The organism is Hydrogenophaga sp. FG152, from assembly GCF_057809615.1.
The window spans coordinates 34,901-52,823 of sequence record NZ_JBMDKH010000023.1; the positions used below are offsets into that span (position 1 = coordinate 34,901).

6 protein-coding genes are annotated in these 17,923 nt (G+C 58.4%); 5 read left to right on the forward strand and 1 reads right to left on the reverse strand.

The window, feature by feature from the left end:
• Positions 1-176 precede the first annotated feature (176 nt).
• From ACODTB_RS22885 to ACODTB_RS22905, 5 genes are all read left to right on the forward strand, one after another.
• Positions 177-4,937, forward strand: coding sequence for an AAA domain-containing protein (locus tag ACODTB_RS22885; protein WP_488929785.1), 4,761 nt, complete (start codon positions 177-179; stop codon positions 4,935-4,937).
• Positions 4,934-5,188 (forward strand): DUF3375 family protein, encoded by a 255-nt coding sequence (locus ACODTB_RS22890; RefSeq protein WP_488929786.1) that lies wholly within the window; start codon positions 4,934-4,936, stop codon positions 5,186-5,188. The genes ACODTB_RS22885 and ACODTB_RS22890 overlap by 4 nt, the downstream gene beginning before the upstream one ends.
• Positions 5,185-9,303, forward strand: a complete 4,119-nt coding sequence (locus ACODTB_RS22895) for a hypothetical protein (RefSeq protein WP_488929787.1) — start codon at positions 5,185-5,187, stop codon at positions 9,301-9,303. The genes ACODTB_RS22890 and ACODTB_RS22895 overlap by 4 nt, the downstream gene beginning before the upstream one ends.
• Complete coding sequence (locus ACODTB_RS22900; RefSeq protein ID WP_488929788.1) at positions 9,258-11,492, forward strand: hypothetical protein; 2,235 nt, start codon at positions 9,258-9,260, stop codon at positions 11,490-11,492. The genes ACODTB_RS22895 and ACODTB_RS22900 overlap by 46 nt, the downstream gene beginning before the upstream one ends.
• 152 nt (positions 11,493-11,644) lie before the next feature.
• The gene (locus tag ACODTB_RS22905; protein WP_488929789.1) at positions 11,645-13,435 is read left to right on the forward strand and encodes a GIY-YIG nuclease family protein; all 1,791 of its coding nucleotides are present in this window, start codon (positions 11,645-11,647) and stop codon (positions 13,433-13,435) included.
• A gap of 331 nt (positions 13,436-13,766) precedes the next feature.
• Here the strand turns inward: ACODTB_RS22905 and ACODTB_RS22910 are convergent, their stop codons facing one another.
• On the reverse strand, positions 13,767-17,729 hold the full coding sequence (locus ACODTB_RS22910) for an RNA-directed DNA polymerase (protein ID WP_488929790.1): 3,963 nt from the start codon (positions 17,727-17,729) through the stop codon (positions 13,767-13,769).
• Positions 17,730-17,923: the final 194 nt, after the last annotated feature.

Here is a 17,923-nt window from a genome sequence, read left to right on the forward strand (position 1 = left end):
TGGACCACATGTAGTGCATAGGACGTTTTAGACCGCAGGCCCGCGCTGGTTTACTTTAGACAATGTCTTAAGTGGATTTCTCTGCCGTGTTTGGAGCTCGACCTACAACATCGGCGAATGGCGTGGGTGCCGTCCACGATGAGATTGACGCTTGTTGACGCGCTCAACCAGCGTTGATGCGTGAAGTAGGTCACGTCAAGCCGTATTCCAAATCTTCTGAGCAACTGAAGCAGTTTGTGTTCTTGAGGAGAACGGCGCTGCCATGGTTCAATGACTCAAGACAACGGGTACTGCGCACTCCTATTTCCATTTTCCGCCGTTCCTTTGTCATCCGACATTCAGAACTGAGGGAGATAAAAGCATTGGACGCAGCCTCAAATCTCATGCATGGTCTCTTGGACTACGTCCTGGAGCAATCTAAAGTCGTAGACCCTCGCGGCTTCACGCTCGCGGCATCGCGTGGTCTTCTCAAGACCATGGACCAGCTCTCGGGCCTCCCGGGCGTCGACTTTGACATCAAGGTTGAAGGTGACCACATCTGGATGCGCGTGGAACGACTCGAGGCTCTCCCCCCGCCTCCACTGTCCGAGGCGTTTCGTGGCCTGATTTCGGCTTCTACGTCTCCCACTTCGGCACCGCCTGTGCTGGACGAAAGAGCAATCGAGCACAAGCTCGCGGTCAATGCCTCGGGAAAACCACCGGAGCAAGCTCAGCAAGAAGCTGCCGTCTTTCGGAGCACCGTGGGCAAGGCGCTGGCGCAATACACATTGCTTTGGCAAGCCTGGTCGGCCGGGGAGAAGCCGCGAAGACAGTCTATTGACCTCTATGGGGAGTTGTTTTCTCTCAAGCAACAGCTGGAGTCCGAAGAAACGTCCAAGCCGCAGGAACTGGTCTGGGGAATGGGCATTGCCGCTTGGCGGCTGAGGGATGAAGCGGGGAGCATTGACTACCAGTACCCCTTACTCACCCAGGCAATGGAGCTCAACGTGGACGAGGCCAGCTTGGCCATCACGGTACGTCCGCGTGGCGTAGAGCCGCGCTTTGAGTTCGACGCGTTCTCGGCATGCCAATTGATGAGCGCGCCCGACGTGGAAAAGACGGCCAAACACGCATTGACCCAAGCCGGTGACCGCACGCCGACCCCTTTCGACCCCGGCAGCTTTGAGCACCTTCTCAAGATGGTGGCTGGCAATCTGCACGAAAAAGGTCGCTACCTCAACGGTCAGCGCGTGCCACCAACGCCTGCGGAAGATTTATTGGTTACCGATGCTTGGGTGATGCTGTCGCGACCGCGGGCGCACAACTACCTGCATGAAGACATTCAGCGCCTGAAGAACCGCATCACGGACGGCGCTGTACTACCGGCAGGTGCCGCAGCCTTCGTAACCCCACCCTCCGACGAAAAAATCAACCATGAGCCCGTACGCTTTCGCGGGTTGTCTGGTGGAGGTGGTGGCGGCACGGGCAAGCCAATGGAGCTCTTCTTTCCCCTGCCCTATAACCACGAGCAGGTCACCATCATTGAGCAGCTGCAACGCTCAGATGGTGTCGCCGTGCAAGGTCCTCCGGGTACAGGCAAGACACACACCATCGCCAACATCGTGTGTCACTACCTCGCCACTGGGCGCAAGGTTCTCGTGACCTCCAAAGGGGAGCAAGCCCTGGAGGTGTTGCAGTCCAAGATTCCGGAGGCAGTCAGGCCTCTGACGGTGGCACTTCTCTCGGGGGACAGGGAGGGCATGCGCCAGTTCCAGAACTCCATCGAAGCCATCACGCACAACCTGTCCCAGCTCAATCTGGACGTAGTGCGAACAGAGATTGAGCAGTGTCTTGCTGGTATCGACCAGGCGCATGTGGAGTTGGCGCAAATCGACCGACGCGTCGACGAAATCGCGATAGCTCAGCTCTCCAGCATCAGCGTCGACGGCGTGGAGCTGCGTGCGCAGAAGATGGCCCAGCTGGTGGTATCCGGGGCAGAGCGCCATGGGTGGTTCGATGATGTGCTTTCGCTGGCGCCTGAGCACAGCCCGCCTTTGACCGACAGTGAAATGGCGGGTGTTCGGGAGGCTCGGCGCCGGGTAGGGCAGGACCTGCAATACGCCACGGTGCGCATTCCCTCCAGCGCCGGACTTCCGGCTGCCGCAGATGTTGGCCGGTTGCACGACGTGCTTGTCAGCATGCGTGAAATCGAAGCGGCGGAGGCCAGCGGCGGGTTGTTAGCTTTGCGAGCTACGTCTATTGAGGTGCTTGCCGACGCTCGCAAGCTGTTACCCAGCGTGGAGGCCGCCGCCCAGCTGGCTCACGAGCTGGAAGAAACGGGGCATGTGTGGACGGCCGAACTGCGGCGCAAATGTCGTCAGGCGGACTTCGTCAGCGAGCGGGAGGCGCTGGAAGCTCTATTCGCTGAAATCGACGAACTAGTTCGCGCACGCGCCGCCTTCCTCAAGGCGCCGGTGGAGCTGCCAGAGGCAGCGTTGGGTGGCGAGAAGTTCATCGAAGCCGTCAAGCGAGCGACCGAGACGGGCAAGCCATTTGGAATGCTTGCTATCGGTGCTGGAGAAGCGAAAGAGCATATTGCTGCGGTTCGTGTTGCTGGACTGGCTCCTAAAAGCGAGGAGGACTGGAAGCACGTGCAGAAGTACCTGCATTTGCACGACCGCGTGCGCTCCTTCAGCGTGCGCTGGAACCAGTTTGCCGACTTGTTGTCAGTCCCCACTGTCAAGGCGAGCGTGCAAGCGTTGAGGGAAATCGAACTGGTGACCACCTATGCGCGCAAAGCACACTTGCTCGCAACCAATCACGACAGCCACCTTCCAGCTCTTGCCGAGCGTGTCTTTGCCAAGCCCCCCCTGAAAGAGTTGCGCGGCACCTCCGCAGACTTGTACAAGGTCAGGGAGCACCTGCGCAGCCATCTGACGCGGGCCGAGCTGGCGGAGGCAACTGTGTTGCTGGCGACGTTGCAGGAAAAACTCGCAGGTGCCGCAGGTTCGGTTTCAGACCAACTGCGTGGGTTCGTCAGTGTGCAGCTCGGCAACAATGCGGTGCCAACGGAACGAGCAGTAGCCTCTTACGCTGAGCTGGTCGGCGAGGTCCGTCGAATCGAGGCGATGGCACACGATTTTCAGACACTCAACGCTGGCGCCGAAGCCTTGGAGAAGGCGGGCGCCGCCCTGTTGGCTGCTCGAGTGAGGACGTCCCCGCTGGCGGTTTCGGGTGAGGACAGCGTTCTTCCAACGACGTGGCGCCAAGCATGGACCTGGGCGAGGCTGAAAACGCACCTGGACAGCATTGAGGCCAGAGATGAACTGCTGGCCATGGCCTCCAGGAGAAATGACCTTGAGCGCGGACTGGCGCGTCTCTATGAAAACATGGTCTCCAAGTCCGCTTGGCGTGAGACCAAGGCCGGTGCTTCACCGAAGACGCTGTCGGCGCTGGAGGCGTACCGAACTGCGGTGCGAAAAATTGGCCAGGGTACCGGACCCAATGCAAGCCGGTATCGCCGAGATGCCCAAAAATCCATGCATGACGCACAAGGGGCCGTGCCTTGCTGGGTGATGAGCCATGCCAAGGTGTCGGAAACCTTGCCTGCGACCTTGGGCAGCTTTGACTTGGTCATCGTGGACGAGGCCAGTCAGTCCGACATCTGGGCCCTGCCGGCAGTACTGCGTGGCAAGCAAATACTGGTCGTGGGTGACGACAAGCAGGTTTCGCCCGATGGGGGATTCATTTCTGCAGTCCGTATCCAGGAGTTGGCCAATAGATTTCTTGCGGGGCAACCGCATGCAGCGAGCCTCACGCCGGAGAAGTCTCTCTACGACATGGCGTCCACGGTTTTTGCGGCCAACAAGGTGATGCTGCGAGAGCATTTCCGGTGCGTGCCAGCCATCATTGCGTACAGCAATCGGTTCTACAACGACTCGATGCAACCGCTGCGCATCCCACGAGAATCCGAGCGTATTGACCCTCCCCTTGTGGATATTTATGTGCCCACAGGGTACCGAGGCAAGAAAGACCAAAACACCGATGAGGCCAGTGCCGTCCTTGCCGAAATCAAAGCCATCCTTGCCGACCCCAACCTCGCCGGCCGCACTCTCGGCGTAGTCTCTCTACTAGGCTCAGAGCAAGCCAAGAACATTGATACCTTGGTGCGCAGCAACTGCGATGCAGCGGAACTCCTGCGTCGGCATTTCAAATGCGGTGATGCACGGACATTCCAAGGAAGTGAACGCGACATCATGTTTCTCTCTATGGTGGTGGACCCCAGCAGTTGCAAGGCATTGTCCGGCAATATGTTTGAGCAGCGCTTCAACGTCGCCGCCAGCAGGGCGCGCGACAGGATGTACCTAGTTCGGTCCGTACAGATGAAGGACCTTTCTCAGGCCGACTTGCGCGCAGGATTGCTTGGTTACTACTCCAAGCCCAAGGGCGGCACAGTTGACGATGGAAAGAGCCTCATAGACATGTGCGAGTCTGGCTTTGAGCGTGACGTGTACACGGAGCTATTCAATCGCGGCTACCGGGTGATTCCACAGGTCAAGGCCGGCTCCTTCTTCATTGACTTCGTCGTCGAGGGTGCGCACGACATGCGGCTCGCGCTGGAATGTGACGGTGATGAGTTTCACGGGCCTGACCGCTGGGCCGCGGACATGAATCGACAGCGAGTGCTGGAGCGTGCGGGCTGGACATTCTGGCGCTGTTTTGCTTCTACATGGTCGCTGCGTAAGGATGAAGTGCTTGAGGAGCTTCTCGTGCGTCTGCACAACATGGGCATCGAGCCCCTCGGCGCGCTGGAGAAAATTCCCTCTCTGGTGGAGGCGCGCACCTGGACCCCAGCAGGTTCGCACCGGGATGCTCAAGGCGGAGGTGACGCGCTCGCCGACGCCATCGCAGCGGCGAATAGGGCAAACGAGTCCGTCTCGGGAGATGCCACGATATGAGCATCGTGCGCAGCGCGGCTACGCTGCGCAATCTTCGCGAGCAGCCCATGTGGAAATTGCTCGCAGCCGACCGTGCGCCCGTCATTGCGGCACTGTTGGACAACTTGTTGCTTCGGGAGGAGAAGGTGCTCTTCGCGTCCACCCTGGAAGACCGACTGACTCGGGATACCGAGGCGCGGTGTGCGCAAGGCTATGGCCTCCCATATACGCCGGCTACGGCAGTGGTCACTGGAGAGTTGGGCGCCAAATGAGTTCCAAGCTCCCCCGCACGACTACGGCCATCTTCGAGAAGGGTTTCAAGGAACCGTTCTTGCGTTCGTCGGAGCGCCCGTTCGTAAAGCTGCTGAACTGGTACACAGGCTTTGGAAAGACGTACACGGCCGCTGCGTTCAGCATCGACCTGTTCATCAAATGCGACGTCATCCCGGTCTTCATTGCACCGTTGCAGTCACTTGTCGCAGGGTTCAGTGAAGAAGTCGTCCAGCATCAGAAGTCACGGGAGTACGCAGACGAAATCGAGGCGGCAGTGCGGGCGCGAGGTGCGCATGTCCCTGTGCATAGGCTGTACTCAATCGAATACCACCTGAACGACCGGAGTTTCTTCAAGGCTTGTTTGGACTTCGCCGCTTGGCTCGAGCACCATCGTGAGGTGAGTACGCGCATGGAGGTATCTGCTAAGCATGCCCAGACTGACAAGGGTATGAAAGCTCGACTGAACGAGCTTCGTCAAAAGGCAGCCTTCTGCGAGCAGTCGTCCTTCCTGGGAATGGCTCCATCTGACGATACGTACGAAGACTCGCGCATTGCATACGTCAAGGCCGCACAGCGTGCAAGAAGCTTGGCGGATAGCTTGGTCTGGAAGCTGATTCAGCTGGACGTTGAGACCCGCTCGCAGAAGCGAGACGACGACCGCTTGATGGGCGTCAAAGAAATCGGTGAACTGGTTCGGCGACTACACCCCTTGCAGGCTTTCCTAGACAACCCAGGCATCATCGTCAGCACGGCGTCCAAGGCGCAGGTTGGGCACAAGGTGTATGGCGCCGATGGAAAAGGCGGCTTCAAAGCGCACAAGTTCGATAACCTGCCGTTATTTCTCGAGGAGCTCAATCGAGACGACAGTGCATTCGGTCGCATGGTGTCGCGCCGCCCGGATTCCGCTCGCGTTATCACTTTCGTCGATGAGGAGGAGGATTCCTATTGGTACCTTTTTGACCAGCGCAAGTCGGTGGTCAACTCTGGGGGCCGAAACGACCTCAATCTGGTCATCACCGAGTTCTTTCAGTACTTTGACCTCAAATGGCCCATGGCCTTCGAGGAGCTCCGCAGGGATGGTCCTCGGCTCGAGCTGGCTACCAAGGTCTATGAGCACCTTGAGAGTTTTGCCAAAGTCGGTCAGGCTGTGGAGGACGATTTCGTCATCGAAGCAGGCCGGACTGGAGCGAAGTACATCACAGACTCCCGGCGCGTGGAAATTGTGCGGACCCACTTGAGGGCGAGATTCGCATCCACAGCGAATCGTTTCAACGACGACGAACTCCTCATAGTCCTCAACCAGTTGCACGACCGAAATGACGTGCACGCCGACTTCAAACGATTCCGGCAGAAGGCGCGCGTACTTCAACGCATCCGTGACTACATCCTGGACATCAAGCCGCCGGAATACACGACTTACGAGACCTTCCGCGATTTGTACGACCTGGTCGCGAACAAGAAGTACTTCACCATGAGCCGGTCAACTTATGGAGAGGTGCTCGACCAGCCGGGACAGACCTTCTTCACTGAGTCCGCGAGCGTCATGGACACAGAGTTCCTCCGGCAGGTTCAGTTGAAGAAAGACACCGCGCATCAGACCATTCGACTGCAATACCACGATGGAGAAATCCCGCCGGGCGCCTACACGCTGTTGGACTACCTGAAACTGGTTGTCTTCATGGCAAAGGTTTTGGCGCAAACCACGGGTGAGGACGTCATCGAGATGTCGAAGTCCGACCAGGAACGCTACCCAAGCCTGGACCGTTTTCGCCAGGACGTGCGAAGGCTCTTCGAAAGCAAAGCGGCCAGTGAGGGCCTCGCCACCGAGTCCAATGACAAGGAGTTGCTGACCGACTCCTTCCTCTTTCAGGACACCAAGAGCGTGGTGACGCTGGAGGAGAGCCGTGTCCAGGCGGAGGAATACAACATGACTGCCGACGTCAGTCTCACATTGACCATCACATCGCTGCGAGCCACACCTGAAGAAGACATTGTCCGGGCGCTGGGCCGCACCAACGGCGTCTATTTGATGAGTGCGACCGGGGGCCTGGATTCCGCATCATCGGGCGCGTTTAACACCAAGCATCTGCGCCGATGCATTGAGGCGCGCGGTGGTCATTTCTCCGAGATGGGCGACGACGAACTCGAGGTGGTCGGGGCCCGAGCGGAGGAAATGCTTGGCAAGCGCGAACGGAAAGTCGTCATCCTCGACGACGGCGACCCAGCTCCGACATTCGGAGTTTCCACTGCATACAAGGGACTTCTTCAGATGTTCGAGAGTGCTCGTCCGAAGAAGGAAGAGCCGGGCTACGCGCAGATGAACAGGCACAAGCGCAATGAACTTGCTGGGTTGGTGGCGAGCCTTGACCGGCTCCTATTCAGCAGCGTTCGTTCAGGATTGGTCCTGTGTCAGACAACCATGCACGCCAGGAAGTGCCTCATGCGTTTGGCCAACATGAATACTGGGCTCGTTCGCCAAATGGATGCGACTGGCGACCACTTCGTTGTCCGACCGCAAGCGATTCCAACGTACAGGGAGTACGGGGCTCAAGAAGAAGTGACGGTCATCCTGTATTCCGCTGGTCGGTTCCGGAACAAGGACCGCTCGAAGACGGGCGCACTTCAGGAGAACGACGACCAGGGGCAGTTCAACAAAGAGCTGGAAGATGCCCTCGACATCAGCCGCAAGAAGGTCCTCCTGTGGTCCGCCTATGCCTCCGCGTCGCGGGGCATCAACTTCCTCACCAAGCAGAATGGGAAAGAGCGCGACTTCGAGTTGTTCTGCCTGCTGAATGACCCGTACTACACGCGGCACACGCGCCCCGGTACCAGCGGCTTCTCCATGGAGATGTTCCAGAGCTTCGCGCAGGTTCTTCGGGACGAGAACGAGAACTGGGCTGCGATGTCGAAGGGAGACTTGCTCTTTGAGTACTCCCGCAACCGCTGGCGACGCTTGCGAAAGGAGCACGTCATCGACATCACCCGAACAGTATTTCAAGCGCTGGGGCGCGGAGAGCGCCGCCCGGACGCGGAGATGCCTTGCCAGCACCTGTACGTGAGTTCTGAGGCCGCGCGCATGGTCCACCTGGGGCTGCGTCACGCCCCGGAACTGCGCAGGCGGGCTTCTCCTGCTCAGCGTGCCGTGTTGGCGCAGCTGGGACAGCACAACATGGACACCTCCATATTTCCGTCGGAAGCAGAGAGGGCGGCCCATCAATTGGACAGTCTCAAGAAGGCTGTCGCCTTTCGTCGATTCACGAGTGAGACTCCGAGGCGATTCCGCTCCGACTCGGCGGCTCGCAACATGTGGGACAGGTTGTTCGACTCCACGATGTTCAGCGACCCGCTGAAGTACTTGCAGAAGCTGAGGGAGGCTGGCGTCCCTATCGAGTACCTCAACGGCTGCTTCCTCGAAGTGCCTGCAAAGGCAGAAGCCTATTCCCTGCAGATGGCGATGGCGGGCCTGTCGGAGACGGTGGTTACCGACGCGGAAGACGGGACGGACGCCTACAACTGGATTGGCATGGTCGCTCCGGAAGGACTGGTCTCCCACCTCTCTTCGAGAACGCAGGGGCACCTCAAGGAGTGGCGAGGTTTCAAGCTGGCGGACAAGTCCAAGCGCCTTATTCCACAGCCATGGTTTGTGACTGAAGTCATGAAGGGCTACATTGCCGAACTCGAATTCGAGATGTATGTCGGCGCGCAGTTCAACATCTGGCCCAAGACTTTGGCCCTGGGTGACGGCGCAGTCGAGTATCTTCATGTTGCGGAGCATCCGCTGTACGCTGAGCTGTACCAACTGTTCGACTACTACCTCGTGCCAGAGCCGAATGTGCTTGTCGCGGTTGACCTCAAGAACTGGGCTCGGAGCACCGACAGTCTGAAGAAGACGCAACTCCAAGAGGAGGCGCAGATGAAACATGACCGCCTGCGAGCGCTCATGCCCGACACGACGGTGCACGCCCTCTACGTCAATCTGTATGGCGCGCACAAATTCTCCGTGGCCAAGCCGGTCACCGGCACCATCAGGTTCATGTCTCTGTTCGTGCCCAATACTGGAACAGCCATGTGGATGCCGAACGCCAATCTGAGCGACGCGGTGCTGGGGAAGTGATGCCGATTCGCACACTTGACCCCAAGACGACGGCAATCGCCCGCCTCAACTCCTTGCGGTTTCCCTTGTCGGTTGCCGACACCGCGCGCCAGCTGGCCAAGTGGCAGGCAGGCACGGGGAGCCTCCTAGTGCCGATAGCGGTGCCACTACCAAAAGCATCTGAAGATAAGCCGGTCAAAGGTGTCAGTTTCTTCCGGGAACGTGCCAAGCAGGTGCGCACACAGATTGCCAAGGAGCTTGGCCTCGACGCTTCAGCAACCACCAAGCTGTCCTTCACGATGACGAGCAAGGATGCTTGGTACCTTGGCCCTCGGCCGAAACTTGACCTTCAGTCCATGCTGGATGCGGTCGCCAGTACGCCAGCCAAGTTCATCGAACTGATGCTGCTCAAGGAGCTCATCGAGGCGGCATCCATTGGTGCTGATGACACGTTCGTGGGTGGCGGCTTTGGTCCTGGCGTGTACCTTGGAAGCACGAGTCAGGCATCCAAAAAATACCTCCACTTAGCCGAGGCCGGATTTACGGTCAACACCAAACACGGTCTCTTGCTCTGTGACGTGACGGCGAAGCGATTCGCACGCAAGACAACAGCTGCTGCGGAAGATGCGGCGACAACGCGACTCGCCAACGCGGGTGAAAGTTATCTGGTGGGTGTCACGCGCATCGTGCCTGACGACTTTTTCGAGCAAGATGCCAGAAAGTCGCCGATGGAGGGGCTGAGCTTAGACAGAGACAAGGTGCGTCGCACCCGGTTCTACTATTTAAACCTCCTCACAGAGTTCGCTATTCGGCTTTTCACCAAGGCGGATGTTCCTTTCATACGCGAGACCTTTGTCGCATCGCACTGCGTCGATGAGGCGTACATCCCGCTGGAGCCTTTGGCTCAACTTCTGCGCCCGCTGTTGGTAGTCAACACGACGCAGGACAAACTGGACCATGACGCACTGACACCGCTCGTGCGGTTCTCTGAGTATTTGCCTGGCTACCACGTGGCCGGTAACAAGAAGGCGCATTTTTGCGCTCCCGATGTCGAGGGAGTCGAAGCCAACTCGACGGCGCTCGACCCCGCGTTCAACTACCTCTACCTGAATGGCGAGGGGGACGAGGACATGGGGACCGTCCGACTTTCTAAGAACTCTTCTGCCCTCGAGTTCCAGCCAGTCAAGGCCCAGGTGGCCTACGCCGCGCTCGCCCGCGGCGAGGGCATCGCCGACCCCTACACCGAGATGAAGTTCCGGCATCTGCTCGCGCAGGACACCGCTCGCATTGCCATGCAGGGCTTGGACTACGGCCCAAAGGCCCTTGCTGGGCTTCGCCCCGGCAAGGCAGATGACACTGGGCAACGGCAGCTACAAGAAGCGCTCAAGCGCTGCTTGGTGGAGCTTTCGCTCAAGGAGGTGCTTCTTGGAAAGAAGGCTTTGAAGGTGCCTGCGATGCCACCTGGTGCGCCAACAGACCTGACGTTGCTCGCTAGCCGCCGCATTCGAATGACAGGCCGCCAATCACCAGAGCAGATGGTTGCAGCGGTGGATGTTCGGGTTGATGGGGACTCGGTCTCTGTCACCCGCGTCCGGCGCACACCCTGGGGCAATTCCGGTGCGTTGCTGGACCTGGTTTTCGAGTTCCCTTTCCTCCAGGAGAATGGAAAAGAGTGGGTTCGCGACGGCCAGTTCTGGGTCGTCGACCGCAAGTCAGGGGAGCGACTCACGGTGTGGGCTGGAGGCTTCGTACCCAAAATTATCCTGAACGATTCCTATGAAGGTATTGAGCACGCAATAGCCACTCAAGACGAGTATCAGTCTGTCCAAAAGGATGACGGTAAGAAGGGGCGGTTCCTCTCGAAGAGCCGCGATTTCAACCTGTTGCCGTACTACATCTCCATGTTTTTACCGGAGCACGCGAAGCACGGTGAAAGAGTTGGGTTGAGGATGCCGGTGCAGGACTGCGGTGTTTTCGTGCGACTGTTTGTTCCGCCGGAGGGGGGCATCAGTGGCGCTGGAGATGCGTTGTCTGGCATGCGGGACTTGATGCACTACGGGGCTGATGGCTCGCAGGGAACGGCGGGGATGTTGGACTTGCCTTTGGTGCAGCTTTACCTGCACACAATGACCAACGGAATGCTTGTAGGTGGAGACAACTCGAAAATGAGCGTGCTGGAGAAGCTGGCTCGGCTGTCTCTTGAAAACTAGCGTGTATTCGGGAATCGGCTCCACACGAAAACTGGAACGAGACCTTTCGGGATTTCAGCGCTGCGTCTGTTGGGAGATGTGCAGTCGCTGTTCTCGTGAGAGATTTAGGTATTCGAACCATGTACACACGGGTGGCCTAGCGGAGGTTAAAAGTGTCTGAAAACAACCCAGAAGACCGCCCATCTCGGCTGGCGAAGTTGGCGCCGCACATCAAGCCCACCCTTGGCAGTGACGCGCGAGTACGTCAAGATGCACTTTTCAAAAGACTCTGGAAAGACCCAGAGCACCGCAAGAGCGTCAAAGCCATGCACGAGAAAGCCATGGCGACCATTCAGGCGCAATTGCGTTCGGGCGCTGGCTATGAAGCGGACAAGGTGTTGCGGCACTTCCTGCAGGAGTACAACAACCGCTGGATGACGCAGGGAACGATGTCGTTCCCCTCGAGTTTTGAAGTGGGCGAGGCGTTCTTCGCGACCAGGCGCGAGTTCGCGGGGCTCTGCCTGCTTCCGGAGCGCGACTACCTGGTCAGCTTCACAGACTTCCTGGACTTTGCGACCGCTGCTGACGCACCTGCCACCGCCGTAGAGAAGGCATACGCGTTGGAAGACCGCGTCATCTACAACGTCACCTCTTTGGACAAGGCTGATGCCCTGCTCCTTGAGACAGACACAACCAGCAGCTTTGGTTTCGTATCGGCGAGCGTGGTTCGCCGTGGCGACGAGCTTTCTATGCTGCTGGTACTTGGCGAGCAGGCCCCGCCGGAGAACGCTCAAAAGCTTGTCGACGACGTCGGTACTGTCAACTTCAACCCTAATAAGCAGTTCCTCAAGACTGTAGACCTAGCCGACAACAAGCCGATGTACCTGCCGGATACGGCACTGCTGAGGACGTTAGCGCTAGTGCGCTTTAACTTGAAGGAGCGGCGCGTCGAGTCGCGCCAGCTGATGCGCGAGCTGACGAACTCTTTCATGGTGACGACCGACAGCGAGCGGATGTTCCCATCGCGTCCGGGCGAACCTCACACGGGTGCTGCTGGCGCTGCGGAAGAGCTGGACGCGGTGGCTTCTGTTTGGGAGGTTGCCAAGACGCTGATATTGCTGCCTTCATACTTGCTCGCCCGGGTTGAGGTGATGAGGACTGAGGAAAAGCGCACTCAGCTCGGAGCTGAGATGACGTCCTCGCTCAAGGCCAAGCGCGCTGTGGAGCAGGCCAGTGCAGAGTCGCGCGTGCTGCTGCGCCGCATCTCCGCCATCCGCGTCGTGCGGCAGCAGCCGATAACCCTCGAGGGGCGTAGCTACCAAGCGCCGTCGTTCCAGGTGCCAGTGGATGGCTATTGGCGTCAGTTCACGGACGCTACGAAGGAGGGACACGATGAAAGCGGTAACCCCATCGTCGGCCGAACTTGGGTTCGTGCGCACCTACGGCACAAGGACAAACAAGCTCCGCTCGAGCCCAAGATTGTCTACATCAAAGCTTCTCTGAGCCTTGCACGGCAGCGCCTCGAGCACTTCCGCCTGAAAGCTGCGCCGACCGCGACGTGTTCTAGCCGGCGGGATGCGAGCAGTGTTCCGCCGGCCGCACCAGCAATCGCGACTGCAATGGAATCGAGCGGCGCAGACGGAACCGACGCATTAGCTCAAGCCGAGGCCGGAGCTTTCCTCTACGTCATGCGCTGCCCTGCACACGGACGCGACATCTTCAAGGTGGGTTTCACTGACCGCGACCCTGAAGTGCGAGCGCGAGAGCTTTCCGGTGCGACTGCATCGCCGACGCACTTCCTTGTGGTCCAGGCCTGGGCAGTCTCAAAGGGGCTGAAGGCCGAGCGAGCCGCCCACCAGGCTTTGGAGGTCTACAGGCTTGCAAGCAACCGCGAGTTCTTCCAAGTGCCGTACGCCCGGCTGCGTGAAACGATTGAGAGCGCCATCTCTGACTGGGCGCTCTAATAGGCCAACCGGCCTGAACAGGTCTCCCCGACGTACGCGCTTCGACTCGAGCACTGGGCCAAGGAGCACGACCTCGACGTGACGATTTCGTAGATGCGGTTCGGAAACATCGACCACGAGCTGGTGCAACCGGTCGAAGACGGCTTGTGGTCCGTTCTACAGCCGGCTTTCGGCCGTCAAGGCGACAAGTAGTTCCGCTCGGACTCTCCGAAGAGGCCCCCGACTGGATGGAGAAGATGGCGCGAGGTCACTATCAAACGCCAGGCCGCAACGCGGCCGAAACCAGGTCCGCTAGGTGCTCCAATCCACCGTTTTCCAGTCGAAGAATTCGTCACGAAGGTCGTCCTCTATAGCCAGCTGGCGCCGCCTTGAGCTCCTTGGCTGCTTTTGCTGGATTGGTCGACTTGAAGGGGGCCGGGTCAATCTCGAACATGCTTACAGCTACTTGATTGTTTCCGTGGACATGAGCAATCAAACGCTCGTGCTTGGGAAGCGGCGCCTGAGCCGTGGACCCACCAAACTCGCCCGAGTTGGCCAACACCACCGGTTGATACATGTGAAAGTGAAGCGCGGCCACCATGTTGTCAAAGGTCTGAACATCCTGATTGAGGGCCGCCACAAGAAAGATGTCCGACCTGTCCCGAAGGTCGGCTACCAAGTCAAGGTCTGTCGCGTCGTAGCAGATGGCCGCAGCAATACGCGTTCTTGTTTTCGAGCCTACCGGGAGTTCGACCAGCGTCAGGTGAGGTCGATAGCCCTTGACGCCCATGGTTCGCTCAAGCTTCATCGGATGCAGCTTGCCTTGCCAAACGTACTGAATGCTGCGCCCGTGACTTGGCGATTCGGAGCGAATGAGCCATAGCCCCTGATTTATCGGGGCACTCAGCTTGGCGGATTGCTGGAATGTCAGGCCCGCGAAGATATTTGCTCTAAGTTTGTCAGACAACCGGCGTAGCAGGTCGACATGCTCTGGGTGCACTGCCAGCTCAGGGAACAAGATGACATCTACTACCGGTCCATCGTGGTCTTCTTCCACCAATTTTGGCGGTGTGGCTGAGGCCCAGGTGCGGAGTTGCTGAAATGTCATTCGGCAAACCTCGGCCAAATGCCGTCGGTGTTCTGCAAGTACACCAGGGGTCCAGTGGGTGGGGTCCCTGACATCAAACTCGTCCCTGCGGGGGCGCATTGGCTGAACGATTGCGATACGCAGTGGCCTGTCTTGGAGCGGCGAATAGTCGTCTGCGGTCGGCACAACATACATGGGCGTCTTGCTTCTGGGACCAAACAAGGCTCGTTGCTCGGAAATCCGAGCCTCAAACAGTGCGAGAAGTTCGTCAGCTGTCCGGGCCATGCCGGCTGCAGCGACATGATTTGCACGAAACTCGACCCCTGGCCACCGCAACAACGTGGAAAGCAAACCAGATAGCCATGGGGATATTGGCCCTGGCTCGTCCAACAGCCCGCGCCCGGAATTCAGCATCCCGAATCGTCGCTTGAACCAACTGCTCCGAAGACCTGTGTAGTGACTAACTTCTTCGGTCACCAAGTAGCGCCGGCTCGTGAAGTCAAATTCACCGGTAAGTGCAGCTCGAAGAATACGTCCCAAACCGTAGAGCCACGCCCCGTCTTCGCTCACCCATGGTGGGTTGTCGTAGAGGGGGCTTGCAGCGTCGCTTTGCGTCACGGGTAGCAAGGTCAAAAAGCCCTTTGTATCGGGCAAGGCATGAACAAGAGCCCAGTCGTCGCATACGAGTGTGATGTCCGTTGCGCTCAAGCCTGTACGCAGGTGCCCTTCGATGCCATCCACGCTCAGGAGAGCCTTGGCAAGCATCAGAATCCCGTTTTCTTGACCGAATACGTTGTCCGTCTCCATCATGATGTGTAGGAGGGGGCGGACGCTCCTGCTAATCCCACCAGCGTGGCGGGAGGGCGTTCGTCTATTGGTCTCAATCAGTGCTGGTGGCACATGCTTGCGCCAGCGCGTAGCTCTGCTGCCTCTTCCATTTAGGGCGGCCATCATGAGGTCTGGCCGGTGAAGGGAGACTGTGGTTACTACTTCAGCTTGCAATGCGTCATCGGTAGTCAGTCGTAGACCTTCCGCCAACCAGACGCCAAAACGGCGGGGATTGGGATGTAACTGTTGGGCGACAAGCGCCAATGGAAGTACTGCCTTCAGTGTTTCGGAATTCGCGGGCTTGAACATCATCGCGCTACGAAGCGCCTTGTATGGTTGCATCAACGCCGGGCTCATTCCTTCTGCCGTTGCAAGTGAGACATCACCGATGGAGGCAAGGTACAGGTGCGCCTGTTGGAGCAGATACCAGGGTGATTCAGCACGCTCAGCCAGAACGCGCCGCGCCAAAGTGCCCAAATCCTCCCGGTAGCCAGCAATATCTACTGACTCTGGGTAATCTTCGTCACCGCGAAAGCCCGTCTCCACGGCACCTGCACGCAGGAGGTCTGCGAGAACGTATTCTGCGACCCGAACTTGGCGAATCTGAGTGACTTCAAGACCGACCTGGGAGTGAAATAGTTTGACCCCCAGCGCTTCGGCCACTGGCGACAACAACTTGGGATGCGGAAACAGGTCAAGTCCGCAGCGCAGTAGTAACGCCAGCGACGGGTTTTCCGCCCAGCACTTGATGAGTTTTCGTGCAATGGACTCAAACTCATGGGCCAGGGCCATGCCGTTGGTGACACGTTCGCTAAGCGAACTTCCAATATCCACTGGCCCCTTCGCATCCGTCATCGCCAGCCGTTGGCGCATTAGCTGAGCCAAACGTGTTGCCACGAAGCGCTTGACCGTATCGTCGCGTACGTCAGCGCTGGGGACTGCAACAGTTGCAAGACTAAGGCGCGATGGCTTGGGCTCTTCAGCATCCTCGACTTGGTCCGACATCCACAGGAGGCCGTCGAGTCCACCAGCAGCTTGAGCCAGAGACTCAAGGTCAAATGTCCCGCTGAGCTCCGAGTTGAGCACATCCATCAGGGCCGACACGTTGCTTTGGGCTGAAATTGACCGATATGGCGTTATTGCACTCTTGTCGGGGGACAATTCGAGAACCTTTTGCGCGTTCAGCACTTGGCAGTGAGCCAGGAGCTCCTTGGCGACGAATGCCTCCACAAGTTTCAGGATTGCATCCTGTCCCTGACCGCCGGTGCCACTCGGAGCTTCGATGACGAGGCGCAGGTCGTCCACATACCGGCAGTAATCGAGCAACTTGACATCGTCACCCATGCTGGCCGTTTGAATTGCTGCCTGATGAAGCGCGCGGTCAAGTCTTAGGAGATACGCATTTGCGAGGAAACCGGAGGCTACTAGGCCCTGAGGCAGACCCAACTCGAGACCTTTTTGACCCTTCCCAAAAATCAGCTCGGCTTGGCTGTGGTCCTCCTCCCGCCACTGCCAAGCAAAAATGCGCTCGGCTCGTTGCCAGAACGCCTCATCCGACGCCGACTTGTCGGGAAGCCCACTGGCTTGCCGGTGGGCCGCCTCAATCAGTTGTAGTTCCCGCAAAAGTGCCGACGTGTCGACCCTGTCGAAGAATGACTTGATATCGAGTGAAACCACGAACAGTTCGCGCCTCGGGGGCAACTGTGCCAGCTGCTCGGCGCACACTCGGCGAGGCCTCGCCAAGAACGCACGATAGTCTTGGAAGTACTGTCGGTAAGTTCGACTGTTGCCCCACGAAAACTGAGAACGGGATAGGCCATTGGGTTTCTCGACCCAAGTGCAATGAAGGCGATTGCCGTAGCTCACGACACCCCTCGCGCGCATTGCAAGGACATCCTGCCCAGACGTGTCTCCTTGCGCCGTCTCAACGGCATCTGCCAAACACATCATCACCGCCGTGGCGAGTGTTTGGTCTCGGAGAGAAATGTGGGCTAGGGGACGCAGCTTCTGAGTATCGGCGCCTTGCTCACCTACTTTTGACTTGGGAACCCAGTCGTCGAATGTGGGCTCCGAACCAAGGTTGTCGATACGCAGGGCTAGGAGCTCTTCCAGCGATTGGGCAACAGGGGGAGGCTTGAACTCCCATTTGGCGTTCTTGGGCGCGGGAACCAAGTGCAGCTGGTGGGGGAGAAAGGCTTCTTGTGCGATGTCCGCGCCCCAGCGCTTAAGTTGGTGCTCCAAGTCGACGGTGGATACATCCAGCTCCAGCACGTCGGCGTACCAATTGTGGCGACGAATGAATGCGTGAGACTTCTTCCAAGCTTGGGAAAGCACCACAACGTCTGCGAGGCTGTTTCCTTGCGGAACCAGCGCTGAGTATTCTTCTTTGACAACTGACACTGGCTGCCTCCCTTTAGATTTTTCTCTTCTTGGTTTTTAGCTTTTCGACGCCGTAGCGTGAATCTTCCTGGACTCGCCAATTTCCCCCGCACGCATGCAATTCAGGGTGGATTGTCAGTGCAAGTAGTCAGTGAACCGGCGTCGCGTCGGGCCATGCTATCGAAAAAAGAGGCCCACAAGTTTCTCAACTTATG

Coding starts and splice junctions, on each gene's coding strand:
- ACODTB_RS22885 (WP_488929785.1), top strand. CDS start 177: ATGCGTGAAGTAGGTCACGTCAAGCCGTATTCCAAATCTTCTGAGCAA.
- ACODTB_RS22890 (WP_488929786.1), top strand. CDS start 4,934: ATGAGCATCGTGCGCAGCGCGGCTACGCTGCGCAATCTTCGCGAGCAG.
- ACODTB_RS22895 (WP_488929787.1), top strand. CDS start 5,185: ATGAGTTCCAAGCTCCCCCGCACGACTACGGCCATCTTCGAGAAGGGT.